This is a genomic window from Streptomyces sp. NPDC056480 (assembly GCF_042795405.1).
Classification (GTDB): Bacteria; Actinomycetota; Actinomycetes; order Streptomycetales; family Streptomycetaceae; genus Streptomyces.
In genome coordinates this window covers 101,270-126,985 of the sequence record NZ_JBHTSA010000007.1, presented here as the reverse complement: position 1 = coordinate 126,985, position 25,716 = coordinate 101,270, and the positions used below count along the sequence as shown (strand labels likewise).

Below are 25,716 nucleotides of genomic sequence, written 5' to 3'. Positions count from 1 at the left end.
GCCCCTTCCCCGCCGCGCCGCTCCACCCCCGGAGCCAGGCGGAGTCTCCGCTGTCACGCCCCGATCCGGAGCGACGCGAGGGTGACGGTTGTACGGTGGCTCGTCAGCGGCGCTCATAGGACGTGAAGGGCCTGGACCCCGTCTCATAGGCGAGATAGCGGGCGACGACGAGACGGCCCTTGTACGCGAAGATCTCGTCCACGGAGTCCAGGTCGTCCGGAAGGTCGCGGATCTCGCGCTGCTCGCCTGTGGCCGGGTCGAGGACGCGGACGCGGCTGGGGTCCGTGCGGTGCGAGGTGAGGACGGTGAGAGTCCCGTCCTGAACGAGGAGGCGGTACCCGCTGTCGCCGTCGAGGCGGTCGTCGCCGGGGGTCCCGCCCCAGACGGGGGCGCCGGTGGCCAGGTCGAAGGCGGTCAGGTGGTTGCGGCTGTCACTGGACCTCCTCGTCGGAGGTTCGGGCATGACGTAGAGCCTGCGGTCGTCCGCCGCCGCCACGGTGGGGCCGTGGTCGTCGATCTCGCCGTACGGGCCGTTGAAGTCGATCGGAGGGTTCGGGCGCCCGTCCCTGCCGAAGGAGAAGTACGAGCCTCCCTCACCGTCCTTGGACTCGGAGGCGGCCACGACCAGCGGATCGGCCGACACGAAGGCCGCGAAGGCGTCGTAGCCGATGGCGCGCCGGCCTCCGAGCGGGGCGGACCACCGGAGCGCGCCGGTGGCCGGGTCGAAGGCGGCGGTGTGCAGTTCGGCGTCCTCCGCGACCTTCTCGTCCCAGGGGTTGTCCTCACCGCCGCAGGCGAGGAAGGCGGCGACCTGGCGCTCGCCCGCCGCGGTCCTGCCCGGGACGCACTCCTTCGGCAGGGCCGCCTTCCAGCGGGGCTTCCCGGTGCGCACGTCCACGGCGCGCAGCCCGTCCCGCTGGAGGAGCACGGCGACGCCGCCGCCGGCGGACACCGAGTAGTCCTGGAATCTGCGCGGCTCGGGCTCGCCGAGCGGGGCCTCCCAGAGCCGGCGGCCGTCCTTCATGTCGATGCCGACGGCAGTGGTGCAGGACTTGTCCTTGGCCGGGGAGGCGGCGCCGTCCCCGTTGCGGACGAGGACCAGCACCGAGCGGGCGGTGTCGGCCGTGGCATGGCAGACCGACGAGCGGCCGGGCGGCACGTACTCCCAGCTCCGCTCGCCGGTGGCGGCATCGAAGCCGGTCACCGCGTCGAAGCGGCTGCGGACCAGCGTGTCGCCGGACAGCCAGGCTCCCGTTCCGTACGGTTCGGCCTTGCGGTCCGCAGGGGTGTCCCAGACGACGCTCATGGTCTCGTTCCCGGACCCGAAGAGGCCGCATGCGGTGGTGAGCCAGCAGAGGGCCACCAGGGTCGCCGACGTCGCCAGGGTGCGCCGCCCGATCCGTCTGCCGGACGGTATGCCGTTCACCAGCGTGGTCATGTCCGCTCCCCCCGAGCCTTTCGCCGTCGACGGTCCACAGCCGTTCCCGTGTTCCTCAGCGGTGATCATCATAGAGAGCCGCTCTGGACCGGCCGCGGGCCGGAACGTCAGCAGGGCCGGAGTGACAGCAGGGCCCGGTCCGCGCGTCGCGGTCCGGGCCCTGCTCTGTGCGGTGCCACCCTGCGGCGGCGGCGCATCAGCTCTGTGCGGTGTCGCCGCTCCCCTGCGCGGCGCCCTCAGCTCCGTGCGTCTTCTCGCGCATCTTGCGCACCAGCTCCGCCTTCTTGTCGGCGGCGTTCTGGCGGTCGAGGTTGCGGTGGGGACCGTTGTTCTGCCGCTCGGCGCGGGACAGCTTCTTGCGCTGGCCGCCGCCCTGGCCCACGGGGTTGTTGATGTTCTTGCTGTCAGTCACGGGTTCTCCCGGTGGTCGTGTGAAGTGATCTGCGGATTCATCGGTGGAGGGCGGGCGGCGACGTCGAGGGCGACGTCAGCGGGGGCCCGTCACGCTCTCACTCGTAAATCGGCGTCTGGAAGAACATGACAAAGACGTTACCCGGTCCCGTCGGCCTCACAGACCAACCTGTGTGGCCACACTAAGCCGCAATCCCGAGGTCGGCCGGGCCCCGCCTGAGCAAGCTGCTGGAGGATGCGGTGATCGGTTCGAGGCCGGCGTGCGCGGCGTCGGCCGTGAAGACGGGGCCGGTGTCCCGCCGTTGTAGCGTGTCATCCAGTGGATGACGGGCATGATGTCATCGACCTGATGACTGTCCGAGGGAGGTGCCGTGACCGCAGCCGACCAGCCGTCCGCCACTGGCACAGACGCCCACAGCCCGGCGTCCTTTCTCGCCGCCGCGGCGGCCCTCGCCGCCATCGACGACGCCTTGCGCGATGCCCAGTGCGATGCCCAGCGCGAGTCCCCCGACGCCGCCCGCTCCGGCCTCAGACTCGACCCCGGCTCCGTTTCCGGGTCCGGTTCTGGTTCCGGTTCTGGTTCCGGTCTCAGACTCGGCCCCGGAATCGGCCCCGGCCCCGGCCCGGGTCTCGGCCCCGGTCTCGTTCCCGTTCCCGGTCCCGGCCCCGGTCCCGGTCCCGGCCCCGGTCCCGGTCTGGAGCAGGCCCTGGCCTCCCTGATGCTGCTGCGGCAGGTGCGCGAGCAGCTCGCCGGCTGGGAGACCGGCCTGATCGAAACCGCCCGCGAGGCGGGAGCGAGCTGGGCCGACCTCGCCCGCCCCCTCGGCGTCGCCAGCCGCCAGGCCGCCGAACGCCGGTACCTTCGAGGCCGCCCCGGCGCCGCGGGCGCCACCGGCGAGCAGCGCGTGACGGCCACCCGCCAGGCCAGGGCCGCCGAGCGCGCCATGGTCACCTGGGCCCGTGCCAACGCCGCCGACCTGCGCCGCCTCGCCGGACAGATCACCGCGCTCGCCGACCTCGCACCCGAGGCGCGTTCAGCTCAGGCCGACCTCCATGCCGCCCTGGGCGCCGCCGACGCCGCCGAGCTCATCGGCCCCCTGACCGGCATGCGCCCCTACCTCATCGCCCACCACTCCGACCTGGCCGAACGCCTGGACGCCCTCGCCGAGGCGGGCAGCAATGCGCCTCGATCCGATTCCTCTTCCGTTCCGCTTCCGTTCATGACGTTCCCAGAAAGGGCCCCCCATGGGTAGCAGTGTCGAGACGCTGGAGTTCCAGGCCGAGACACGCCAGTTGCTTCGCCTGGTGATCCACTCGATCTACTCGAACAAGGACATCTTCCTGCGCGAGCTGATCTCGAACGCCTCCGACGCACTGGACAAGCTCCGGCTGGAATCGCTGACCGACTCCAGCCTCGTCGAGATCGACACCACCGACCTGCACATCTCCTTGGAGGTCGACAGGGACGCCCGTACCCTGACCGTCCGTGACCAAGGGATCGGCATGAGCCGGGACGATCTCGTGGAGCTGATCGGCACGATCGCCAAGTCCGGCACCGCGAGCCTGCTGGAGAAGATCAAGGAATCCAAGGACGCCGCCACCGCCGAGAGCCTGATCGGGCAGTTCGGCGTCGGCTTCTACTCCGCGTTCATGGTCGCCGACAAGGTCACCCTGCGCACCCGGCGGGCCGGCACCGACTCCGGCACCTGGTGGGAGTCCGACGGGGAGGGTTCCTACACCGTCCAGGCCGTCGACGGCCTTCCCGTGGGCACCTCCGTCACCCTGCACCTCAAGCCCGCCGACAGCGAGGACGGGCTCGCCGACTACCTGTCCGAGTCGAAGATCCGTCAGATCGTCAAGCAGTACTCGGACTTCATCCGCTGGCCCATCCGGATGGCCACCGAGCGCACCGACGCCGAGGGCGAGACCACCCGCGATGTCGACACCCTCAACTCGATGAAGGCGCTCTGGGCCCGGTCGCGCACCGAGGTGACCGAGGACGAGTACAACGAGTTCTACCAGCAGATCAGCCACGACTGGCTGGCACCTGCCGAGACGATCCACATGCGCGCCGAAGGCACCTTCGAGTACGAGGCGCTGCTGTTCATCCCCTCGCAGGCACCCTTCGACCTGTTCTCCCGTGAGACCAAGCGCGGCGTGCAGCTGTACGTCAAGCGGGTGTTCATCATGGACGACTGCGAAGCGCTCATGCCCGACTACCTGCGCTTCGTCAAGGGTGTCGTGGACGCCCACGACCTGTCGTTGAACGTCTCCCGCGAGATCCTCCAGCACGACCGCCAGATCCGCGGCGTGCGCCGGCGCCTGGTCAAGAAGGTCCTCGGCGCCCTCAAGACCATGCAGACCAAGGACGCCGAGCGCTACCAGAAGGTGTGGGCGCAGTTCGGCCGGGCGCTGAAGGAAGGCCTGGTCGAGGACACGGACAACACCGAGGCTCTGCTCGAGCTGGTGTCGGCCGCCTCCACGCACGACCCGGAGCGGACCACCACGCTGCGCGAGTACGTCGAGCGCATGAAGGACGGGCAGGAGGCCATCTACTACCTGACGGGCGAGAGCCGCGCGATGGTGGAGAACTCCCCGCACATGGAGGCCTTCGCCGCCAAGGGGTACGAGGTGCTGATCCTCACCGACCCCGTCGACGAGGTGTGGGTGGACCGGGTCCCGGGCTTCGACGGCCACCGTCTGCAGTCCATCGCCAAGGGTCAGGTCGACCTCGACGCCGCCGCCGAAGGCGACCAGGAGGCCGACGCCGAGAAGGTCCGGCGCGAGCAGGACTTCGCCGCCCTGCTGCCGTGGCTGACCACCGCCCTTTCCGAGCAGGTCAAGGAGGTCCGCCTGTCGTCACGCCTGACGACCTCCGCGGCATGCATCGTCGGCGAAGCCCACGACGTGACGCCGACCCTGGAGAAGATGTACCGGGCGATGGGACAGCAACTGCCCACCGTCAAGAGGATCCTGGAACTCAACCCCGCGCACCCGCTGATCACCGCCCTGCGTACGGCACACGACGCCAACGCCGACGACCCCGCTCTGGCGGAGATCGCCGAGCTGGTCTACGGCGGCGCACTGCTCGCCGAAGGGGGCGACCTGCCCGACCCGGCCCGCTTCACCCGGTTGCTCACCGACCGTCTGACGCACGCCCTCTGACCGCGAGCACGGCCGGTCCGGCCGGAGCACCTGGTCTCACCCGGCCCGGGCTCACCCCCCTCGTGTTCACCACGTGACCCGCCCGTCCCGACACCCCACACCGGTGTCGGGACGGGCGGCAGCGTTCGGGCCGGCGGGAGTGTCCAGGCCGCCCATCGCCCACACGGGGCGACGCTTGCGTGCGTGTGACCGACAAAGCGGGCCGACAAGGCGCGCAGACAAGGCCGTTGGCCCGCCCCCACCGACCCGGTCCTCATCACCGACCGGTATCCTGCGAACGGCGCCCACGCCCCGGGTCGTGACCAGGGCGTGGGCGCTTCTCCTCGCTGCCGGCAGATGGCAGGCGTCGGTACGGCTTCGGGTTACAGACCGCCGGTGTAGAGCAGCTTGTTGGGGGTTGCGGCGCTGAGGTTGTTCAGGACGCCCTTGGTGGAGTTGCCGTCGAGCCACTGGCGGATCTCGGTCGGGCTCGCCGTGGGGAACTGGGCCTTGTAGAGCGCGGCGACGCCGGCGACGTGCGGGGCGGCCATCGAGGTGCCGTCCATGGCGACGGATCCGCCGCCCATCTTCGCCGACATGATGTCCTGGCCTGGCGCGAAGAGTTCCACGCACCGGCCGTGGTTGGAGAAGGACGTCTCCTCGTCCCATGCGTTGGAGGCCGCGACGGTGACCGTGCCCGCCGCCGACGCGGGCGAGACGTCGCAGGCGTCCTTCGAGGAGTTGCCCGCCGCGATGACCGGCAGCACGCCGGCGGCGGCGAGGGCCGTGGCGGCGTTGTTGAGGGCAACGGACCTGTCCCCGCCGAGGGAGCCGTTCAGGACGGACGGCTGCCTGGCGTTCTTGGCGACCCAGTCGAAGCCGGCGATCATCCCCGAGTAGGAGCCCCGGCCGTCACAGCCCAGCACGCGGACGCTCACCAGGTCGGCCTTGCGGGCGACCCCGTACGTCCTGCCGGCGACCGTCCCGGCGACGTGCGTGCCGTGGCCGTTGCAGTCCTGGCCGTAACGCCCGTCCCCCATGGCGTCGAAGCCGAAGGTGGCGCGGCCGCCGAACTCGTCGTGGTTGTAGTCGATGCCGGTGTCGAGAATGTACGCCGTCACGCCGGCGCCGCTGCCCTGGGTGGTGAAGTCGTTGTCGAGCGGCAGGCTCCACTGGTTGATCCGGTCCAGCCCCCAGGTGGCGGCCGGGCTCCTGGGAAGGGCGGGTGCGGACGGCTGCGGCGGGGCGTGCACCACCGCGTCCTCCTCGACCGATGCGACCCCCGGGGTCTTCCTGACGATGTCCAGCTGCAGCGCGGTCAACGGCGCCGCGAATCCGTTGATCGCCTTGTCGTAGACGAACGTGGGCCTCAGGCCCAGCTTCTCCGTGGCCTTGGCCGCGTCGATCGTCTCGTCGAGGGTCACGATGTACTGGCCGGGCACCGCGTTGGCGGCAGTGACCAGCGGTGCGGGGGTCGGTTCCGGGCCGGCGAAGGACTCGGCGGCCGTCGCCGTCGGGACGGTGAGGGCCAGGGCGGTCACGGAGGCGCTCGCGAAAGCGAGTCTGGTACGTGTGTTCACGTCGGCGAGCGCATCATGCAGAAACGATCACGCACTACGACATCCCGAATGATTCAGGCGGATGCCGGAAGCGTCACCGCAATGCGTTCCGCCGAAGCGGTGGCAGTGGTCCGAAGGGTCGAGGCGGGAGGCGCAGGATCGGATGGTCTGCGACGGGCACCGCGCGGATTCCGGCGCCGCGTCCCGTTGCCTCAGCCCTGGTCTCCCGACGGCAGCGTGCCGGGCGACTCACCGAAGAGCTGCAGGCGCCGCTGTACGCCACCCTGACCGATCGGCAACGTACCGCGTTCGCCCGGCACGTGAACGCGCTGACGGCGCCCCGCTCGGCGGGTCCGGGCCGTTGAGGCGGCGGCCACCCGCCGAGGAGCACCGCGCAGCCCCGGCAGAAGGCAGGCCGCGCGGTCTGGACGGTGGCGGGTGTGCGGTGGGAGGTCGTGGTCAGTGCGCCCGGCGCAGCAGGAAGTCCTGGGCGGCGCGGGCGCCGCTTTCGCTGCGGCTCTGGGTGGAGTGGCCGGCCCCCGCGAGAACGACGAGTTCGGCCCGCGGGGTCACGGAGGCCAGGTCGCGGGCCCATCGCACCGGCGTCGACAGGTCCCGGTCGCCGGCGAGGATCAGCACCGGCATCGTCAGGGTGCGGCGGGGCGCAGCCGGGTGGGGGCGTGAGGCGGGCCAGGGCAGACAGGTCTGCGGGATGCCCTGCGCGCCCGCCGTCTCCCGTTCGAAGGGCCACACCGTCGCCGGGTGGATCCGCCGGACTGCCCGCTTCAGGGCTTGTTCCCGTCCCTCGGCGGGCGCGGAGGCGTCGCCCCACGGCCATCGGGAGTCGGCGCAGAGCGTCGCGGCGTGCAGTCCGGAGCTGAACTCCGAGGGCGGTTCGTCGGACGGCGCGGAGAACCCGGCGACGAGACCGTCGAGGCGGGCCCGGTCGCCGGAGGCGGAGGCGTGCAGGGCGGCGAGGATGCCGAACCGGGGGTCGTCGAGCTTCGGGTCGATGATGCTCGCGATGACGAGCAGGTTGAACACGCCGACTCCGTTGCCGTCGCGCCGTACGACCGTCGCCAGGTCCCTGGCCGGGTCGAAACCGCAGCTCTGCTCGCGGCAGGCGGTGCGGAGCACCCGTGCGGAGTGGCCGAGGGCGTCCTCGTACAGCACGCCCGCTCCGTCGAGCGGTACGACGGAGTCGAGGACGAGCCTGCGGACCCGGTGGGGATGGGTCAGGGCGTACTGGCCTGCGGTGAACGTGCCGTACGAGACCCCGTCGAGCGTCCAGGAGCCCACGCCTAGGGCGCGCCGCAGGTCTTCCAGATCGGCCACGGTGTCAGCGGTGGTGTAGAAGTCGCGGTTCGCACCGAAGGTCTCGGCGCAGGCGGTGACGGCGCCGGGCGTGGGGGCGACGGTGTCGCTGCTGCCCACCTCTGCCTGGAGCCGCGGGCAGTCGACGGCCGCGCCGCCGGTACCGCGCTGGTCGATCATCACCAGTCGGTACTGGGCCAGGGCTTCGGGGAGCCGCTCGCGGATCCGCTGGACGAAGGGGACGCCCGGCTGGCCGGGTCCTCCGGTGAGGAAGAGCAGTGTCCCCCTGGGTGCGTCGGCGGTGCCGAAGACCGCGGTCCGGAGCTTCAGCGTGCCCGGCACGGCGCCCGTACGGTCGAGAGGCACGGCGAGATCGGCGCAGGTCACGTCGGTCTGTCCGGGGCAGGGGCGCGGATCGGTGAGCCCCGGAGCCGCGAGGGAGGCAGCGAAGGAGGCAGCGGAGTGGGCGTCGGGGACCGAGGGGTACGGGGCCGGGGCGGCGCCCGGTGCGGAGCTCACGCACATCACGGTCGTCAGGGCGGCCGCCACGGTCGTGGCGGCTCGGGTCAGGAAGGTCATCGGCACGTTCCCCCACGAGGAAGACGGTGCGCCGTACAGCCCCCGTGGGGCCACGGCACCGGCCGGGTCTTCGGCCGGTGCCAGTCTGCGGCGCGTCCCTCGCCGGTTCGTTGGACATTCATGCGCGATCCGCGAGAACACCCCTCAAGGCGCTGGGGACGCACCCCGTATGGCTGCGGCACACACGGGTGAGATGCGCCTGGTCGGCGAATCCGTAGGCGTACGCGAGGGTGCGCAGGCTGTCCTCGCCCTCCTCCAGCGCGTGCAGGACGCTCCGGATCCGCAGCTCGTTGCGGTGGTGCGTGAGGGTCGTTCCGGTGACGGCGCGGAAGACGCGGCTGAGATGGTGCGGCGAGACGCCTGCCGCCCGGGCCAGCTCCTCCAAGGAGAGGCGGAGCCCCGGGGTTCCGGCGGCCAGGACGGCGCAGACGTCGCGGACCAGCCGCGCGTGGGCGCGGGCGGCAGCGGGGCGGCGACTCGTGTCCGTGCGCCAGTGCCCGGCGGAGGCGGCCACCTCGTCGAGCAACCGGTGCAGCCGCTCCCCCAGTTCGAAGTCGTCGGCCCCGCGCCGTGCCGCGGCCAGCAGGGCGCGGTGGTGCACGTCGGTGGTGCCGGTGACCGTGAAGCGGCGGGAGAGCGGCGGGCCGTCGAACCGGTCGGTGAACAGCTCGGCGCCGAGCCGGATCTCCGTGGACCGGTCGCCGGGACCGATCGGGTGGGCCACTCGGTGTTCGTCGCCCGGCCGGGTGAGGTAACCGCCGCTCGCGTCGACGAAGAACTCCTCGCCGGCGATCCGGCGGAGGTAGCCGCCGGACCGGGCCAGGACGACCGTGTACCCGTCCGCGTACCCGGGCCCGACGAATCCCGCGTCGTCCTCGCAGCACAGGATGTCCTCGACGGTGATCCCGGCGGCGCTGATCCGGCCACGCAACGCACCACGTCGCTCCCGTACGGCTTCGTCCTCGAGCAACTCCCGTACGCTGCGGCCTTCTTCGTCCATGCTTTCCGCCCCCCTGGGTCCTCGGATCCCACACCTGGGGGCGGTTCACACGCACGAGGGGTGAACCGACCGGAAGGACCTGCCGTTTCAGGACGCGGCGTCCAGGGCGCGCGCCCTGTCTCGCTCCCGGGGAATGAGCACGTGACCGGGCCGGGCTGAGTACAGGTGCTCATGGCGGGGCGCCGGCCCGTCCCTACCGTGAGGGGTGAGTGTCGAGCGGGCCCAACGACAGGAAGTCCATGAACTCAGGCAGGTATGACGCGAGCAGTGGTTTCTGCGCGTCGGAGAACTGGCCGATGCTCTACCTGGTCACGGTGGCCGTGCTGGCCGGTTTCGGTCTGCTGATCAACCTGATCGCCCTCTGGGTCTGTGTCAACGTCGACCGGCCCCCCAGGGCATGGGTGCCGCCGATGGTCCTGCTGCCGTGGGTGGGCCTGATCCTGGCGTCGGCGGCCTCCGTGGGGCTGGGCCTCGATGCTGCGAACCGGGGTGAGTCTCCTTGGCCGTTCCTGCTGGTGGGAGCCGGGGCACACCTGGGGGCGCTGGCCGCAACGGCCGCCTTGGTCCGGTCCGCCGCGAGAAGGGCCGGTCGTGACGACACCCCATCAATGCGGGACGCTGCCGAAACCGGCGCGCGGGCCGACGCCACAGGCCGCTCCGGAGCGACGTCCGTACGGGTGGACACGGTCCGCACCGGGCCCGTGGACCGCGGGCCCACGGCGGACGACGTACCGGCGCAGGGCGGGAGCCGGGGCGCCGGCACTTCGGAGGGACACGGCAGTCCCTCGGCGCCGACGCACCCGCGGCCCGCCGCCGGCCGCGCCACGCACACCCGCTCCCCCGGCTCGCACGAGGAATGGCAGGACCGGGTGATCCGTCGGCCTGACGACGTGGGGTACGGGATCCTGCTGCAGCAGAAAGCCGAGAAGTACTTCGAGCATCACCACCGCCTGATGGACCGGCATGTGCCCGCCGGCTGTCACACGGGCGTGGCCGCCACAGCCGGTGATGCCCTCGCGGTGCTCGCCCTGGGCGTGGCCGTCCACCGCACGGTCCTGTCGGACCGACCCTGGTCCGTGCGCGATGCCATGACGCTGGGAGCGACATGGAATGAGGTGGCGGCCGCTCTGGACGGCACCACGGGCGAGGCCCGCGCCGTCCTGCGGACGTACGCGGAGGTACAGCGGCAGCAGTACCTGGAGACCGAGATGACGGGATACCGGCCCTCCGGCTACTCGCCCGAGGAATACGGGTCCGTGCTCGCGCTCATCCGACTGGCCGACGACGATCGGTCGTCGTAGTCGTTCCCCGAAGGCGCCCGGATTCTTGTGACGGGTACGGTCCGGGCCGCACGCTTCGGCGCTGCCGCAACGGACCCCACCCACTCTGCGGTACGGGCGGGTCGGTCTGCGGGGAGATCAGCTGTCCGGCGCCGAGGCTCGTCATCGCTCCTCAGAAGAAGGTGGCGATCCCGAAGACGCGCCGGAGATGAGCCATGTCGTGCAGATCGCGGTCCGAGGGCTCGTATCCCTGATGGAAGTAGACCTGCTGCTCGGCGGAGAGACACGGGACGGTCTTCCCCGCGATCGTGCCGGTCACGAAGCACGAGGAGGGATAGACGAAGGGACGCTCCGGTTCGGGTGACGCCTGCACCGCCGAGCCGTCGTCGGCGAAGACGAGGGGGTGGAGGTCGATCTCCCGGCCGTCCGGCGCCGTGACGACGAACCGGATGGGCCTCCAGTCCAGGCTCTCCTCGAAACCCGCCTCGGAGAGAGCTGCCACCACGGCGGCCTCATGGTCTTGTCGATGCATCAGGTCCACGTCGCGGTGGTGTCGGGTCTGTTCGCCGATCAGCGCGTCGATTCCCCATCCTCCGCCGATCCAGACGTCGACCTCTGCCCGTCGCAACCGAGCCAGGACGAACAGCACGTCGTCACCCGTCATCACGTGACGCAGGCTAGAGGCGCACGCCTCGGTCCGCCAGCGAATTCCTCCGCCCGCGGTGTCAGGAGAGCGGGCGCGGCTGTGGGCGGGTCGTCCCCGGGAGGCAGCTGACCGCGGGGTTGTACGGGGTGAACCGGCCCTTGGGGTTCTTCTTCCACAGCCAGAGGTGCAGGGCGTAGTGGACGGGCTGGCCGGGGAAGTTGCCACGGTTGGGGCCCTTGAAGGGCACCCCGAACATGCTCGGCCGGTCGTCGTCCGTCTTCAGGTTCTGGTCGCGGTCGTGGACCAGCCACTCCACGCCGACCAGACGCTTGCCGCCCTTGCCGTCGTCCTCGTAGAAGAGGGCGGTGGGCTTCGCGGGGTCCGTCGAGTTGTCGTAGGCGTGGTTGAAGTGCGGGTAGCCGAGCGCGCCCGTGCCGCCCGCCCGGTCGAAGACGCAGTACTGATCGGGCTTGTAGCCGGCCCGCACACCGTCCGCGTGCTGCTGGTACGGAGCGGTCACCCGATAGGTGACCGCCATGTCCGCCGCCGCCCCGCCGGGCTCGGGTCCCGCGACGGCGGGCGTCACGGAGAGCGCGGTGGCGCCGGCCAGGACCAGGGCGAGCGTGCGGGCCATATCTCTGACTCCTCAACGGGGCCGACCTTCGGTTGCCCCTCACCCTTCCCCCACCCGTCTCAGCCGTCCCACGGACGGTCCGGACGGAGGACACCCGGACGGACGACCCCGAGCCCACCGGCGGCCAGCGGAGCCCCCATCCTTGCAAAGTGGACCGTCGGTCCGTATTCTCTCAGCAATACGGACCGACAGTCCGCTTTCTGTCCGGTCTCCCGTCACGAAGAACCACCACCAGGGAATCTCGCGCGTCTCACGACCGGAGAACGGCACCCGGACGGCCGGAGATCGCCACGTCCTCGAACAGAACGGAATCCTGCTCATGACAACGCCCATGTCACCCGCGGAGCTGTACCGCCACGGTCTGCACCTCCTGGTGAAGAAGGACATCCCCGGCTGGGTGGAGCTGTGGGACGAGGACGGTGTTCTGGAGTTCCCCTTCGCTCCCGAGGGCCGGCCCGCACGGCTCGAAGGCAGGACGGCCGTCGGCGACTACATGCGCCACTACCCCGACCACGTCGACCTGCACGACTTCCCCGAGGTGACGATCCACCAGACCACCGTCCCCGAGACGATCGTGGTGGAGATGCGCGGGGTGGGCCGCCTCGTGCAGACCGGCGCCCCCTTCGACATGACCTACATCGCCGTGGTCACCATCAGGGACGGGCGCATCACCGCGTACCGCGACTACTGGAACCCGCTCGCCGTATCTCAGCCCGGCGCCGACTTCGCAAGGATGAACTGATGGACCACCTCCACGCCACCCTGGTCATCGGTGCCACCGGCACCACCGGCCGCCGCGTCGCCGCCGGGCTCGTCGCCGAAGGGCACCGCGTCAAGGCCGGCAGCCGCGGCGCCACCCCGGTCGGGGGCACGGAAGCGGTGCGCTTCGACTGGAACGAGCCGGCGACCTGGAACGAGGCGCTCGACGGCGTCGACCGCGTGTATCTCGTCCCGCCCATCGGCTCCTCGGACCCCGCCGCGGTCATGCTGCCCTTCCTCCGGCAGGCCCGCGCGGCGGGCGTGCACCGTGCGGTGCTGCTCAGCTCGTCGGCGATCCCCGCAGGCGGCCCGGCGGTGGGCCAGGTCCACGAGGCCCTGCCGAGCCTGTTCGGTCAGTGGGCGGTGCTGCGGCCCTCCTGGTTCATGCAGAACTTCGCCGCCTCCACCCCTCACGCGCGCAGCATCCGTGACGAGGGCGCCATCATGTCGGCCTCAGGAGAGGGCCGCGTCGGGTTCGTCGACGCCGAGGACATCGCCGCCGTAGCGGTACGCGCCCTGACCGACGAACAGGCCCCGAACGCCGACCTGATCCTGACGGGGCCTCAGACACTGAGTTACGCCGATGTCGCCGCGATCATCGCCGAGGCCACCGGGCGGCCCGTGGCGCACCGGCAGCTGACCTACGAGCAGCTGCGCGACCGCTGGGCGGCCGAGATCCCGCTGGAGTTCGCCACCATGCTGGCCGGGATGGACCGCGCCATCGCCGAAGGGGCCGAGGACCGCACCACGGACGCCGTCGAGCGCCTCACCGGCCGCCCGCCGGGCACGTTCCGCGCCTTCGTCGAACGGGAGGTGGCCCTCGACGGGTGACGTTCCACGGGGCGACACGCCCGGCATCCGTCGGGACGGTCCGACATGCGGCCCGTGGCGGCGCAGCCGAAGCTCGCACGCCGTACGCGCAGCTCTCCGCGCCGCCCGGAACGCTCCCGCACTTCTCCGCGGAGGCGGGCCAATATCATTCCCGTGAACCAGCACAGCCCGAAGACCGAGGAGGACTCGTGGCCCAGCGCCCGGAACGCGCGGACGCACTGCGCAACCGAGAAGCCGTCCTGGCCGCAACCGACGCCCTCTTCGCCACCAGCAGCAGCCCCCGGAGCGTGTCGATGGACGACATCGCCGCAGCCGCCGGAGTGGGAAAGGGCACCCTCTTCCGGCGCTTCGGCGACCGCGCCGGTCTGATCGGCGCCGTGATCGCCTCTCGCCTCGACCCCCTCCAGCAAGCCGTCCAGGAGGCGCAGGACGCGGCCGGATCCTCACCTCGACAGCGGGTACTCGACCTCCTCGACGCCTCGCTCCGCTTCAAGATCGAGAACCGGAACCTGATGTCGGCAGCGGAGGACGCCGGACTCAGCAGCCCCTACCAGGCCGAGCACTACGGCTGGTGGCACGGCATCCTCCGTACCGCACTGGATCAGGTACCCGGAGTCCACCACCCGGACTTCACCGCCCACGCACTGCTCGCAGCCATCCGCGCGGACCTCGTGGCGTACCTGATCGACGATCAGGGGATGACCCCGGAGGCCCTGCGTTCCTCCCTCGCGGCCCACGTCGACAACGTCCTCGGCAGCCCTTCCGATCCACCCGGTACGCACAAGGAGGCATGACGAAGGGCCGAGGCCCCAGCCTCGCCTCACGGGCGCTAGGCGAGGCCCCAGCCTCGCCTCACGGGCGCTAGGCGAGGCCCCAGCCTCGCGCCACGCGCGCTTCGGGCCTACGGCCCCGATCCACCTCACCGTCCGCGTCCGCGGCGTGCCCGCCGGGGCTCGGTTCTGACGCTGCGGCTGGGGATGGGGCTACGGCCGCCGGGGCTGGGTTGGGCTGGGCTGCGGCACGGGAACCGGCCGTCAGTGCCGCGGGAACGCCGGGGCCGCCGGGGCCGGCCCCAGCGTCGTCGTGCCTGGGGGCGAGCGGTGGCCCAGCCCCGTACGGTACGCGTCCAGCGCGGCCTCGGTACGGCCGCCGCGGCGCAGGAGGTCGCCCAGCAGACGGCAGAGATCGGCGAGGTCGCCGCTCGCTCCGCTGCGCTCCAGCAGCCCCAGGGCCATCACGTAGTGCTCCTCGGCGGTCTCACTGTCCCCCCGCTCCTCGGCGATCAGCCCGAGCAGCCTGTGCGCACCCCCGGCGTGCACCGCGCCGTGCCGGTCACCCAGCTCGAGAAATGCGGAGAGAAGGTCCGACGCCTCGCCGTGCCGTCCGAGCCGCCGGAGGACATCGGCCAGCTCCACCTCCACCTGCGCGGTGAAAAGCGCCGCGCGTCTGACGTTCAGCATGTCGCGGGCGGCGCGCAACTCCGTCTCCGCTGACGCCAGTTCTCCGCTCTGCGCCAGGACGTAACCGCGCATCCAGTGGCAGTGGGCGAGGTCGGTACGCAGGCTCAGCTGCTGGTAGATCGCCTGCGCCTTGGCCAGCGAGGCGTCCGCGTCGGCCGTGCGCCCCTCGGCGAGGAAGGTGCGGGCCACCTGCCGGTGCATGCCCGCCACCAGTGCCGGGTCGTCGACCTGAGGAGCCAGCGCGAGGGCGAGCTCGGCGGCGTGCGCGGCACGGGCGTGGGCGCCCATGTCCATGTACGGGCCGATCACGGCGGCGTACAGGACGACCAGCGCTTCGGGGTCGGCCAGTCCGCTCGCGCCGAGCTCGTCGATGGTGGACTCGAGGAGGTAGCAGGCGTAACGCAGCTCGCCGGCCAGAAGGTGCGCGACGGCACGTCCCCGGATCGCGCGTGCGCGGCGGGGCAGCGGCTCCTCGGCGAGGAGCCGCTCGGCGGCCTGGAAGTGGAGCCCCGCGTCGACCAGTTCACCGGTCTCCAGAGCGCAGTCGCCGAGCCCGAGCAGCGCCTCGGCCTGCTCGGGCATGAGGCCGAGGTGCTCCGCGTCGGTGAGCAGGCGCCGGTAGCGCACGGCGGCCTCCTCCGCCGTACCGGTGGCCAGCTGCTGACGCGCCTCGACGAGAGCGAGCCGCAGCTCCGTGGAGAGGTGCGCCGGCCTGCCGGTGGCGAGCTCCTCGTACGACGTACCGAGCCGCTCCGCGAGGAAGCGCAGTGCGGTCTCCGAAGGCCGGACCTTGCCCGACTCGAGCGTCGACACGTACGCGGGGGTGTACGAAGGCTCCGCCAACTGCCGCTGCGTCAAGCCGCGTTGAGCACGGAGCCGCTGCACTCGGTGGCCGATCGTGGCCGGATCGTCCATGTGGACCCCCTGGTTCGTGAACTGCCCAGTATCCAGAAGCAGTAGGCATTGCGCACGCCCTCACCCTCCCCCTAGGTTAAGCGACTCGTTCAGCACATTTACTGATGCACTTAACTCGCCTGGCAAGGGGCTGATTTCATGCGTTCAGCACGACGGGGAGCCATGGCGGTCGGAGTGGCCGTCGCCCTCACGGCCGTACTCGCCGCCGCACCCGGCAGCGCCGCCGCGGACCCGACGGCGCCTCCCACGGCCGGAGTCGAGGTCGAGATACCGGGACCGGAGAACGGGACGTCCGCCGGCTCCGGCCACACGCAGGTGCCGCCGGAGGGCCGGAACCGGACGGCCCCCCGTCTGACGGCGACCGAGGTGGCCGCCGATGGCGAGGTGGCCAGGATGGTGGACAACGGCCCCACCGCCGACCGGCTCGACATTGTCGTCGTCGGAGACGGCTACACCGTCGCCGAACTGCCCCGCTTCCACGCCGACGCCCAGCGGAAATGGGCCGAGCTGACGGCCGTCGAGCCGTACACCACCTACCGCAACCTGTTCAACGTGTGGACCGTCGACGCCGTCTCGAACGAGACCGGAGTCTCCGGCGACCCCTCTCCCGACACCGTCCGGGACACGGCCCTCGGCTCGTACTTCTGGTGCGACGGGATCGAGCGGCTGCTCTGCATCGACCAGGCCAAGGTCGACGGATACGTCGCGAAGGCGCCGGAGGCCGACCTGGTGCTCGTCCTCGCCAACAGCGCCAAGTACGGCGGCGCGGGCTACAACGAGCCGAGCGAGACCCTGGGCTACGAGGGCATATCCACGGCCTCGGCGAGCAACGAGAAGTCCGGCCAGGTCGCGATCCACGAGACCGGCCACTCGCTCGGCAAGCTCGCCGACGAGTACTTCTACCCCGACTATCCCGGCTACGAGCGGTACCTGGGCCCCGAGCCCGGCGAGTCCAACATCACCACCCTCACCGCCGACGACATGGCCGACCGGGGCACCAAGTGGCACCGCTGGCTCGGTGAACGGTCTCCCGACGGCGGCACCGTCGGCGCGTACGAGGGCGGCGGCTACTACGTCACCGGGCTGCGACGCCCCACCGAGGACTCCCTGATGCGCTCCCTCGGCAAGCCCTTCAACCTCCCCGGAGTGGAGGCGATGATCGCCGGGTTCTACCGCGAGGCGCGCATCGCCTCCCCCGTCACGGCCACCGATCGCACCCTCCGCGCGGGCGACACCGCCAAGGCCCTCGTACCCCGGCTGACGGGGGCGGACGGGCGTCAGCTCACGATCCGCTGGTACCTGGACGGACGGGAGATGAAGTCCCTCGCGGGCCGCACCCACGTACGGGTGTCCGATCTGGCCCTGCGGCTGCTCGTCCTCCGGAAGCACACGCTGTCCCTCACGGCGGAGGACCGCACGCCCTCGGTGCGGGACCGCGGCATCGCCCGGACGATGAGGTCCACGGTCAGCTGGACCGTCCGGCTCTGACGGCCTCAGGAGGGCCCGCGTCACGGCTCGTGACGCGGCCGTCCCGGCCGGTCCGGGGCCGAGACCGCGTTCCGAGACAGGGGCCGAGGCCGGGTTCCGGGTCCGAGGCCGAGACCGGGACTTAGACCGAGCCCCAGACCGGGTCCGAGGCCGGGTCCCAGGCCGCATCCAAAGGCCGCCGAACAGGACCGGCACGGTCTCGGGTGTGGTGCTCATGGCGGACTCCATGAGCGGGTACCCGCCAGTAGCACCGATCCGCGCGCCCCGCATCGCACAGGGCAGGGTCGACGAGCGGGTCTAGCATGAAGGCAAGGACAAGGAATCGTCTCCAGGCCCGGGCCACAGCGGCAGGGAGGCCGGAATGGCATTCGACGCGACTGGTTTCGCCCAGGTGGACGGCGGCCGTTACCTCCCGATCTCCGAGCACGGCCTGATCGGCGATCTCCGTACGGCCGCCCTGGTCGGCGCGAACGGCACCATCGACTGGTACTGCTGCCCGCGCTTCGACGCGCCCAGCGTGTTCGGCTCCATCCTCGACGCCGACCGGGGCGGGTCGTTCGAGTTGGCCGCCGAGGTCCCGACCCGCACCAGGCAGTTCTACTTCCCCGACACGAACGTGCTGATCACGCGGTTCTTCGCCGCGGACGGGGTGGCGGAGATCCAGGACTTCATGCCCGTGGTCGACGGGTCGCGCGAGGCCGCCCGGCACCGGCTGATCCGGCGGGTGGTCTGCGTCCGCGGAACCCTCCCCTTCAGCGCGCGGATCGCCCCCCGCTTCGGCTACGGCGCCGAAGCGCACACCACGGACCTGGAGGGCCGCACGGCGGTGTTCCGCTCCCCGTCCCTGACGCTCGCGCTGACCTCCACCGCGCCCCTGGAGAGCGACGGCCTGGACGTGTGGTCCCACTTCAAGCTCCTCGAGGGCGAGTCCAACGTGTTCGCCCTCGACCAGATCGTCGACGACGTCCTGCCCCGGTCGTGCCCGCGTGCCGAAGCACAGGAGCAGGCCGAGGCGACCGTCCGGTTCTGGCGCCACTGGCTGGCGGGCTCGCGCTACCACGGGCGGTGGCGGGAGATGGTGAACCGCTCCGCGCTGGTCCTGAAGCTGCTCACCTACGCGCCGACCGGGGCGATCGTCGCCGCGCCGACCACCAGCCTGCCCGAGCAGATCGGCGGCGAGCGCAACTGGGACTACCGCTATGTCTGGGTCCGCGACGCCGCCTTCTGCGTCTACGCGATGCTGCGCCTGGGGTTCACCTCGGAGGCCGAGGCGTTCATGGGGTTCATCTCCGAGCGGGGCATCCTGCGGGGCACGGGGGACGGGGGTCCTTTGCAGATCATGTACGGCATCGACGGTCGCACCGACCTGCCCGAACGGGAGCTTGCGCACCTGGAGGGATACCTCGGCTCCGCACCGGTCCGGGTGGGCAACGCCGCCACCGGCCAGCTCCAACTCGACATCTACGGTGCGCTGATCGACTCGATCTACCTCTACGACAAGTGGGGGCAGCCGATCAGCAGTGACCGCTGGGACGAGGTCGGCGCCGTGGTGGACTGGCTGTGCGAGCACTGGGACCAGCCCGACGAGGGGGTGTGGGAGACCAGGGCGGGCAGGCGGAACTTCGTGTACTCGCGACCTGGTCTCCGACTCACTGGTCTACCGCTACGACCCGACCGCCAGCCCGGACGGCCTGCACGGCCCGGAGGGCACCTTCTCGATCTGTTCCTTCTGGTACGTGGAGGCGCTGGCCCGCGCGGGCCGGCTGGAGGAGGCCAGACTCGCCTTCGAGAAGATGCTCACCTACGCCAACCACCTCGGTCTGTTCGCAGAGGAGATCGGCCCGACCGGGGAACAGCTGGGCAACTTCCCCCAGGCCTTCACCCACCTGTCGCTCATCAGCGCGGCCTTCAACCTCGACCGCGCGCTGGGCTGACGCGGCGTCACCACCGGGGCGGCGGTGATGCCGAATCCTCGGTGCGGGGCACCGGCCGGCCCGGCCCTGGAGCGTCGCGTGCCTAAGATCATCGGGAGGCGGGACGGCGGACGAGACAACGGGAGAGGCGGCGGACATGGCGGACGAGCGCGTGTACCTGGTGACCGGGGGCGGAACGGGGATCGGTGCGGCGACCGCGCAGCTCCTGGCCGGGGCGGGGCACAAGGTGGCGGTGTCCGGGCGCCGCCCCGAGCCGCTGCGGCTGGTCGCCGAGGAGACCGGCGCCCTGCCCGTACCGTCGGACATCGGTGACCCCGCCGCAGTGGCCTCGCTCGTCGAGACGGTGGTCGGCACGTACGGGCGACTCGACGGCCTGGTGCTCAACGCCGGCATCGGGCGGGGCGGCGGGGTGGGAGAGGTGGCCCTGGAGGACTGGGACGAGGTGATGCGGACCAACCTCACCGGTCCCTTCCTGCTGCTGCGCGCCGCGCTCCCGCACCTGCTCGACGCCCGCGGCGCGGTGGTCGCGGTGGCCTCGGTGTCCGCCCTGCGCAACGGCGTCGGGAACGCCGCCTACGCCACCTCCAAGGCGGCGCTGCTCCAGCTGTGCCGCTCGCTCGCGGTCGACTACGGGGGCGCGGGACTGCGCGCCAACACCGTGTGCCCGAGCTGGGTGCGCACCGACATGGCCGACCGCCGGATGGCCCGGTTCGCCGACGAGGCAGGCCTGGGCGGGGACGGTCTGGGCGGCAACGGTCCGAGCGGGAACGGTCTGGAAGCGGCGTACGAAGAGGTGACCCGGGTCCTGCCCGCCGGGCGGCCCGGCGAGCCGCGAGAGGTCGCGGAGGCCATCGCCTGGCTGCTGTCGCCCGCCGCCTCGTTCGTGAACGGTGCGGTGCTCACCGTCGACGGCGGCGCGACCGCACTCGACCCGGGCACGCTCGGCTTCGACTTCCGGCTGGAGCCGCGCGCCCCGCGGTCCTGACCGACAGTCACTGCCGAGGATTCCGGTCACGTTCGACCGATCGTCCACCCCGAGCGGTCGGGCTGGACGACTCACGGAGTGAAACGACGTTCAAGGCACATGGTCGGCTGTGATGGGCCGTGGCCCTCCGACACCGGCGTCACCCGCAGCCCGTTGCGTCGTCGATGCCCCGCGATGAGCGGACTCTGCGCACCGCGAAGGGCGGCAGAAGCGGGTTGTCGGAGGGAGCCGTCCAGTCGAATCGAATCCGCAGGCTGCGCAGGCGGGCAGCGGCACTGTCGGCCCCGGCGGTGCCCGGTTTCGCGCGGTGCCGGAGGGTGCCGTCGACGACGGCACCCAGCGGCGCGTCGGGGAACTTCTGCCAGCGCTTCGGGCGCCGGCCGTTCACGCGCTCCTCGACGGTGTCGGCGCGGACATCGTCGGGTGAGCCCAGGAGTGTCGTCAGCGCGGTCTGTGCGTGACGGCGGTTGGCACTGTTGGGGAACCGTTTGTTCCGCCGGATGCTCTTGCGTGAGCTCTTGTCGTTCTCGCCGTAGTTGTTCCGATGGTCTTTGACGTAGCTCAGCCGCTTCTTCTCCTGGGGTGTCCTGCGCTTCCCCATTCCGTGCCTCCTCCGGCTCCCAGGAGCACCAGAGTAGGCAGGTGCGGGCGGGTCGGCCACGTCGTTTCCGGGCGCCGCAGACGGGGGCACCCGCCTGCCCCGTTCTCGGTCACCACGGCCGCTACTTCTTCACGCCCTCCACCCCACCTGCGGCGGCGGCGAGGCTCTGCCGCAGGTGGGTGAGGCGTGCGATCTCGGCGTCCAGGGTTGCCAGGCGATCGGCCACGACACCGTGGAACTCGCCGGGTCGGCCGTCACAGGCGCTTGCGGGGTTCTGAACGAGGAGGTCCAGTCGGTGGGCGCGACGGCGCAGGTCCTCCAGGGTGAGGCCCAGGGCCAGCAGGTCGCGGATGACGCGCACGCGTGCCACATCGGCGGAGTCGTACTCGCGTTGACCGGACGGGGTACGCGGCGGGGGCCGGAGCAGGCCGCGGGCCTCGTACAGGCGCAGAGCGCGTGGGGTGGTGCCGGCTGCCGCCGCCGCTTCGCCGATCCGCATGCCCGCTCCCCGTGTCCTACAACTCCACGATTGCCGCGCCGAAGGAGCGGCCGGCGATCAGTCGGGGCAACGCCTCCGGAGCGTGCTCCATTCCGCTGACCGCGGTGTACGGGAATCGGATGTCGCCCGCCCGCAGCCAGTCCCCGAAGCGGGCCTCCCACTCGGCCTCGACATCCGGATGGTCCACACCGCTGTAGCCGGCGATCGTGATGCCCCTGGTCAGCAAGCGGTACGTGTCGAGCACAGCCGGTGCGCTCCCGCCCGCTCGGTCCGGGGACAGCTGCCCCGCCAGTGCGCCCACGAGGGCGAACCGGGCGCCTCGGTTCGCCGCGTGGACTGCGGCCGTCAACTGTTCGCCGCCCACGGTGTCCAGGACGACGTCGATGCCGTCCGGCGCCGCCTCGGTGAGCTGTGTGCCGATCGGGGCCGCTTCGCGCAGCACGACGGCGTCGTATCCGAGTTCCCGCTCAAGTCGCCTCGCCTTGTCCGGTGAGCCGGTGCTGCCGATCACTCGGGCGGCACCCAACAACCGGGCGATCTGGCCCGCCAGGGTGCCCACGGCGCCGGCGGCGCCGGTCACGAACACGGTGTCCCCTTCTCGTACTTCGGCGAGTCGGGTCAGCGCACCGTAGGCCGCGGAGCCCTGGGCGAGGTGGGCCACCGGGTCGGGCAGGACGCCCTCCAACGGCCTGCACTCGTCGGCGTCGGGCGTCGCGTACTCACGCCAGCCCTGAAGGTGAAGAACCAGCCCGCCCTTCTTCAGCGGACCGTCGACCACCTCGCCGATCGCGGGCCCGAACAGGGTGTCGCCGGGACGCAGCGGCGGCAGCGGCACATCACGGGTCTCGCTTCCGATGAGGGTGCGCAAGCCCGGAAAGACAAGGAAGTGGGTGTTGCGGACGAGTACCTGGCCGTCCTGGAGCTTGGGAACGGGGGCCTGTACCAGGGTGAAGTCGTCCCCGGTCGGCAATCCGTCGGGGTGACGGAGCAGGCGTACAAGGCGATGAGTGGTGTTCATGGCCGGACGCTAAGCCCTGACCCGTGGGTCAGGGGCAAGCCCTGGCGTGAGCACGTGGGCAGGGCTCCTCCCCCTCACGGCAGCCCTTCCTCCACAGGACGGATCCGGATCAGCGGACCCAGGCGTCGTGCGGCATCGACGCGCCGGCGGATACGGATACGGATACGGATACGGATACGGATACGGCTTGTTCAGGCCTGCCGTGACTTCCGCTACCTGGTGCGCCGTTGGAGGACGGCGAGGGCGTCTTCGACGCGGCCGAGGTCGATGAGGTGGGTGGCCAGGTCGTGGCTGTTCGCGGAGGCGTGCCGTTCGAGGACGGCGACGGCCTCCTCGGTCCGGCCGGCACCGGCGAGCAGCTCGGCGATGTCCGGCGCGGAGTACGAGGTGGCGCCCTCAGGGTGGGAGCGGGCCCGGGAGATCGCTTCGTCGACGCCGTCGCGGGCGGCGATCAGCGGTAGCCGTATCCGGTACAGGTCCCACTCCTCCTCGCCCCCACGTGCGGCGGCCAGGGCGTCGAGGTGTGCCAGGCCGCTCTCGGGGCTGCCCTGAGCAAGGCACAGGTCGGACAGGGTGTGGAGGATCCAGTCGTCCCCGTTGCGGACTTCGGCCTGCAGACGCATCACGTCGATCGCCTCGTTCCCCCGGCCGTGCCGGACCAGGAGCCGCGCGAACTCGAAAGCCGCGTCGGGGTCGTCGGCCGCCGGTCCGTCCGCCTGCCCGTACGCGGCGATCGCCTCCTCCACGTCGCCGCGCTCCTCCCACCACATCGCGAGCCGCTGCACGGCGTACCTCGGGTCACCGGTCGCCGCAGCTGCCCGAAGCTCGTCGAGCCGGCCGTGCCGTGCCAGCAGCGCGGCCAGTCGCTCGCGGTTGAGCAGCGTGGTCCCGTCGGCGCGCAGCAGGGCGATCGCCTCGTCGGTACGGCCCTGACGCTCGCGGATCGTGGCGAGCAGCCCGATCGCCGTGTCACGGTCCAGGCCCCGGCAGCACCACGGGAAGTCGGAACACTGGTGCCCGGTCCGGGCGGTGAGCAGCTCGGCGACCTCCTCGTCACGGCCGGCGGCGGCTGCCACGTCGACGAGCGCCTCGGCGAGGGACGACTCGCCGAAATGCGGGCGCAACAGGGTGAACGCCTCTCCGGCGCGGCCCTGCCGGGCGAGCAGGCGCGTGTAGGACTCCAGCGCCATCGGGTGACCGGCCTCCATGCGGACCCGGGTGATCTCGATCGCCTCGTCCACGCGGCCCCAGCCCTCCAGCAGCTCGGCCGCGGCCACCACGGCAGTCCACCAGCCGGTCGCCAGGTACGGGGCGAGCACCTCCAACGCGTCGGCCTGCCGGCCCTGCCCACCCAGGAACCGCGCCCACGCCAGCGCGCAGAACCGTTCCCCCCGTGCGGCCTGCACCTCGACCACCTCGCTGTGGCCGCGTTCGATCAGCCGCGAGACCAGCTCCGGCGGAATGCGGCCGGACCGCGCCCAGGACCGAGGGTCAAGATCAGTAGCGTCCACGGCCACGCACCCTAGCGCCCGCCCCTGACACCCTGCCCGGCGCAGGGTGTGTCCGGAGTCTTGCGCCTGTCGATACGAGGGGGTACACCATGGATATGACTGACTGGTAGTTCAGTAGCGTCGAGCCGACGGAGCGCGGAAGGCGACTCCCCGGGGGTCGGCGGGACGCACTGCTCCGCTCCTCGTCGATGGCGGTGGGACGAAAGACCGCGCCATATCAAACATATCCACCCAGTCAAGGCTGAATCGACCACCGGCGCGCTACGCTCCCCTGCATGCCGACCATGAACATGACATCTCGGGGGATCCATCTCGGCGCGGCCCCGCGGTTCGGACCACACTCGGTCGAGACCAGGTCCCCGTGGCGACGCACCCGGTTCCTCTTCGTCCTCCTCCTTCTGCTGAGTCTTCTCGGGACACCGGCACTGGCCAGTGCCGCCCCGCCCCCGCCCGCCCGATCCGTCGCCGCTGTCGCGGCAGCCGCGACGGCGAACGGCTCCGCCGTGGCCCAGGCCCAGGCGCGCTGGGGCGACCGGCGGCTCGACCAGGTCACCTTCCTCGGCACCCACAACGCCTTCACCAACTACGAGGACTCCCGCTGGAGTTCGGTGGCCCAGTCCGAGTCCATCCGCCACCAGCTCGACAACGGCGTCCGCGGCCTGAGCCTGGACACCCACTGGTACGAGCGCAGCACGTGGCTCTGCGTCATCAGCTTCGGCAGCGACTGCTACCCGAGCGACGTCTACCTCTGTCATGGCGAGTGCAAGACCTTCGCCGGGGTCACGTACGCGCTGCCCCGGCAGTCCTTCCAGAGCAGCATGCAGACCGTGGTGGACTTCCTCGCAGCGAACCCCCAGGAGGTGGTGACCCTCTTCCTGGAGGACTACGTCAGCGCCCAGCAGTTGGGGAACTCGCTCAGCCGGGTACGCGGCCTCGACCAGCTGCTCTTCCGGCCCGAGGCGTGGAACGTGCGCCAGCAGGGGTGGCCGAGGATGACCGACCTCGTCGGCTCCGGGAAGCGCCTGCTGATCTTCAGCGACGAGCCCGACCGTGAGCACCTGGGCGTCATGTACGACAAGGCCTGGACCGTCAGCAACTTCTGGAGCCTCGGCGACCTCGGCAACGACCTCTCCTGCGTCAGCCGGTGGTCCGACGTGCCGCTGGACCGCCAGGAGCCGGGCTTCCGGCGGCTCTTCACCATGAGCCACCACCGGAACGTGCCGACGCTCATCAACGCCGCTCTCGACAACGGGGCCAAACTGCGGGACCGCATCGACCAGCAGTGCCGACCGGCGGCCGGCGGCCGCGACCCGAACTTCGTCTCGGTCGACTTCCACCGGACATCCGACAGCAGCGGCCACACGCCGGCCTCCATCGTCGCAGGGCTCAACGCCCGCAACTGAGACCCCCCGTCAGTACATCCAGGCGACCCGCTCCTCCTGGCGCAGGCGGGCGGGCCGCCCTTCTCCACCCATCGTCGACCGGACGGCCCTGGGAGTGGACAAGGGCCTTGAACGGCTTCTCGGCAGTGGACAGCCGGGCGCGCGGCACCGCGTCGGCGCTCCACGCGTACAGGCCGTAGCGGTTGAGAGGGAAGGCGCGGGCGCGATACGGGGCGGGAACGGCTCCGGCCCCGTGGCCGAGCCCGTACTCCGAGGTCATGCACAGCAGCCGACCGGCAGGGGTGACGGCGATCGACGCGGCGAACGC

At 71.4% G+C, this 25,716-nt stretch carries 21 protein-coding genes and 1 pseudogene; 10 read left to right on the top strand and 12 right to left on the bottom strand.

What is annotated here, in order from left to right; all coding sequences use genetic code 11:
- Window positions 1-103 precede the first annotated feature (103 nt).
- Both ACFQ79_RS06085 and ACFQ79_RS06080 read right to left on the bottom strand, forming a co-directional pair.
- Window positions 104-1,438 carry a PQQ-binding-like beta-propeller repeat protein gene (locus ACFQ79_RS06085; protein ID WP_383579626.1) on the bottom strand — a complete coding sequence of 445 codons (1,335 nt, stop codon included), beginning with the start codon at window positions 1,436-1,438 and terminating at the stop codon, window positions 104-106.
- Between the two features lie 196 nt (window positions 1,439-1,634).
- Entirely contained in the window at window positions 1,635-1,850 is a 216-nt protein-coding gene (locus tag ACFQ79_RS06080) for a DUF6243 family protein (protein ID WP_383579624.1), read from the bottom strand.
- A gap of 370 nt (window positions 1,851-2,220) precedes the next feature.
- Between ACFQ79_RS06080 and ACFQ79_RS06075 the strand changes: the two genes are divergently transcribed.
- Together ACFQ79_RS06075 and htpG are read left to right on the top strand one after the other, a co-directional pair.
- Entirely contained in the window at window positions 2,221-3,102 is an 882-nt protein-coding gene (locus tag ACFQ79_RS06075; RefSeq protein WP_383579623.1) for a type III effector protein, read from the top strand.
- Entirely contained in the window at window positions 3,095-5,014 is a 1,920-nt protein-coding gene (htpG, locus tag ACFQ79_RS06070; RefSeq protein ID WP_383579622.1) for a molecular chaperone HtpG, read from the top strand. Before ACFQ79_RS06075 ends, htpG begins: the two co-directional genes overlap by 8 nt.
- A gap of 362 nt (window positions 5,015-5,376) precedes the next feature.
- Here the strand turns inward: htpG and ACFQ79_RS06065 are convergent, their stop codons facing one another.
- The 3 genes from ACFQ79_RS06065 to ACFQ79_RS06055 form a co-directional block, all read right to left on the bottom strand.
- Window positions 5,377-6,573: a S8 family peptidase gene (locus tag ACFQ79_RS06065; RefSeq protein WP_383579621.1), complete on the bottom strand. Its 1,197-nt coding sequence runs from the start codon at window positions 6,571-6,573 to the stop codon at window positions 5,377-5,379.
- Window positions 6,574-7,011: 438 nt separating this feature from the next.
- Complete coding sequence (locus ACFQ79_RS06060; protein ID WP_383579620.1) at window positions 7,012-8,445, bottom strand: alpha/beta fold hydrolase; 1,434 nt, start codon at window positions 8,443-8,445, stop codon at window positions 7,012-7,014.
- 118 nt (window positions 8,446-8,563) lie between these two features.
- On the bottom strand, window positions 8,564-9,445 hold the full coding sequence (locus ACFQ79_RS06055) for a helix-turn-helix transcriptional regulator (RefSeq protein WP_383579619.1): 882 nt from the start codon (window positions 9,443-9,445) through the stop codon (window positions 8,564-8,566).
- Between the two features lie 239 nt (window positions 9,446-9,684).
- Here ACFQ79_RS06055 and ACFQ79_RS06050 point away from each other — a divergent pair, with 239 nt between their 5' ends.
- On the top strand, window positions 9,685-10,746 hold the full coding sequence (locus tag ACFQ79_RS06050) for a PLD nuclease N-terminal domain-containing protein (protein ID WP_383579618.1): 1,062 nt from the start codon (window positions 9,685-9,687) through the stop codon (window positions 10,744-10,746).
- Between the two features lie 151 nt (window positions 10,747-10,897).
- Here the strand turns inward: ACFQ79_RS06050 and ACFQ79_RS06045 are convergent, their stop codons facing one another.
- Both ACFQ79_RS06045 and ACFQ79_RS06040 read right to left on the bottom strand, forming a co-directional pair.
- Window positions 10,898-11,389, bottom strand: a complete 492-nt coding sequence (locus ACFQ79_RS06045) for a nucleotidyltransferase domain-containing protein (protein ID WP_383579646.1) — start codon at window positions 11,387-11,389, stop codon at window positions 10,898-10,900.
- 61 nt (window positions 11,390-11,450) lie between these two features.
- Window positions 11,451-12,005 carry a hypothetical protein gene (locus ACFQ79_RS06040; protein ID WP_383579617.1) on the bottom strand — a complete coding sequence of 185 codons (555 nt, stop codon included), beginning with the start codon at window positions 12,003-12,005 and terminating at the stop codon, window positions 11,451-11,453.
- Between the two features lie 319 nt (window positions 12,006-12,324).
- On the opposite strand from ACFQ79_RS06040, the gene ACFQ79_RS06035 reads away from it, so the two are divergent.
- The 3 genes from ACFQ79_RS06035 (at window position 12,325) to ACFQ79_RS06025 (ending at window position 14,389) form a co-directional block, all read left to right on the top strand.
- Window positions 12,325-12,747 carry a nuclear transport factor 2 family protein gene (locus ACFQ79_RS06035; protein WP_383579616.1) on the top strand — a complete coding sequence of 141 codons (423 nt, stop codon included), beginning with the start codon at window positions 12,325-12,327 and terminating at the stop codon, window positions 12,745-12,747.
- The gene (locus ACFQ79_RS06030) at window positions 12,747-13,595 is read left to right on the top strand and encodes an NAD(P)H-binding protein (protein WP_383579615.1); all 849 of its coding nucleotides are present in this window, start codon (window positions 12,747-12,749) and stop codon (window positions 13,593-13,595) included. Before ACFQ79_RS06035 ends, ACFQ79_RS06030 begins: the two co-directional genes overlap by 1 nt.
- 188 nt (window positions 13,596-13,783) lie before the next feature.
- Entirely contained in the window at window positions 13,784-14,389 is a 606-nt protein-coding gene (locus ACFQ79_RS06025) for a TetR/AcrR family transcriptional regulator (RefSeq protein ID WP_383579614.1), read from the top strand.
- Window positions 14,390-14,629: 240 nt separating this feature from the next.
- Here the strand turns inward: ACFQ79_RS06025 and ACFQ79_RS06020 are convergent, their stop codons facing one another.
- Entirely contained in the window at window positions 14,630-15,970 is a 1,341-nt protein-coding gene (locus ACFQ79_RS06020; protein ID WP_383579613.1) for a helix-turn-helix domain-containing protein, read from the bottom strand.
- A gap of 138 nt (window positions 15,971-16,108) precedes the next feature.
- Here ACFQ79_RS06020 and ACFQ79_RS06015 point away from each other — a divergent pair, with 138 nt between their 5' ends.
- The 3 genes and pseudogenes from ACFQ79_RS06015 (at window position 16,109) to ACFQ79_RS06005 (ending at window position 20,377) form a co-directional block, all read left to right on the top strand.
- The gene (locus ACFQ79_RS06015) at window positions 16,109-17,458 is read left to right on the top strand and encodes a M64 family metallopeptidase (protein WP_383579612.1); all 1,350 of its coding nucleotides are present in this window, start codon (window positions 16,109-16,111) and stop codon (window positions 17,456-17,458) included.
- A 361-nt stretch (window positions 17,459-17,819) separates the two neighbouring features.
- Window positions 17,820-19,392 (top strand): annotated as a pseudogene (locus ACFQ79_RS06010) (glycoside hydrolase family 15 protein).
- A gap of 136 nt (window positions 19,393-19,528) precedes the next feature.
- Window positions 19,529-20,377 carry an SDR family NAD(P)-dependent oxidoreductase gene (locus ACFQ79_RS06005; protein ID WP_383579611.1) on the top strand — a complete coding sequence of 283 codons (849 nt, stop codon included), beginning with the start codon at window positions 19,529-19,531 and terminating at the stop codon, window positions 20,375-20,377.
- A gap of 139 nt (window positions 20,378-20,516) precedes the next feature.
- Here ACFQ79_RS06005 and ACFQ79_RS06000 read toward each other — a convergent pair whose 3' ends face one another.
- The 4 genes from ACFQ79_RS06000 to ACFQ79_RS05985 all read right to left on the bottom strand — a co-directional run bounded on the left by ACFQ79_RS06000 (window position 20,517) and on the right by ACFQ79_RS05985 (window position 24,006).
- Window positions 20,517-20,978 carry a hypothetical protein gene (locus ACFQ79_RS06000; protein WP_383579610.1) on the bottom strand — a complete coding sequence of 154 codons (462 nt, stop codon included), beginning with the start codon at window positions 20,976-20,978 and terminating at the stop codon, window positions 20,517-20,519.
- A gap of 121 nt (window positions 20,979-21,099) precedes the next feature.
- Window positions 21,100-21,477, bottom strand: coding sequence for a MerR family transcriptional regulator (locus tag ACFQ79_RS05995; RefSeq protein WP_383579609.1), 378 nt, complete (start codon window positions 21,475-21,477; stop codon window positions 21,100-21,102).
- 16 nt (window positions 21,478-21,493) lie between these two features.
- Window positions 21,494-22,495, bottom strand: a complete 1,002-nt coding sequence (locus ACFQ79_RS05990) for an MDR family NADP-dependent oxidoreductase (RefSeq protein ID WP_383579608.1) — start codon at window positions 22,493-22,495, stop codon at window positions 21,494-21,496.
- A 212-nt stretch (window positions 22,496-22,707) separates the two neighbouring features.
- Window positions 22,708-24,006 (bottom strand): tetratricopeptide repeat protein, encoded by a 1,299-nt coding sequence (locus ACFQ79_RS05985; protein ID WP_383579607.1) that lies wholly within the window; start codon window positions 24,004-24,006, stop codon window positions 22,708-22,710.
- A 275-nt stretch (window positions 24,007-24,281) separates the two neighbouring features.
- On the opposite strand from ACFQ79_RS05985, the gene ACFQ79_RS05980 reads away from it, so the two are divergent.
- Window positions 24,282-25,409 carry a PI-PLC domain-containing protein gene (locus ACFQ79_RS05980; RefSeq protein ID WP_383579606.1) on the top strand — a complete coding sequence of 376 codons (1,128 nt, stop codon included), beginning with the start codon at window positions 24,282-24,284 and terminating at the stop codon, window positions 25,407-25,409.
- Window positions 25,410-25,716 lie beyond the last annotated feature (307 nt).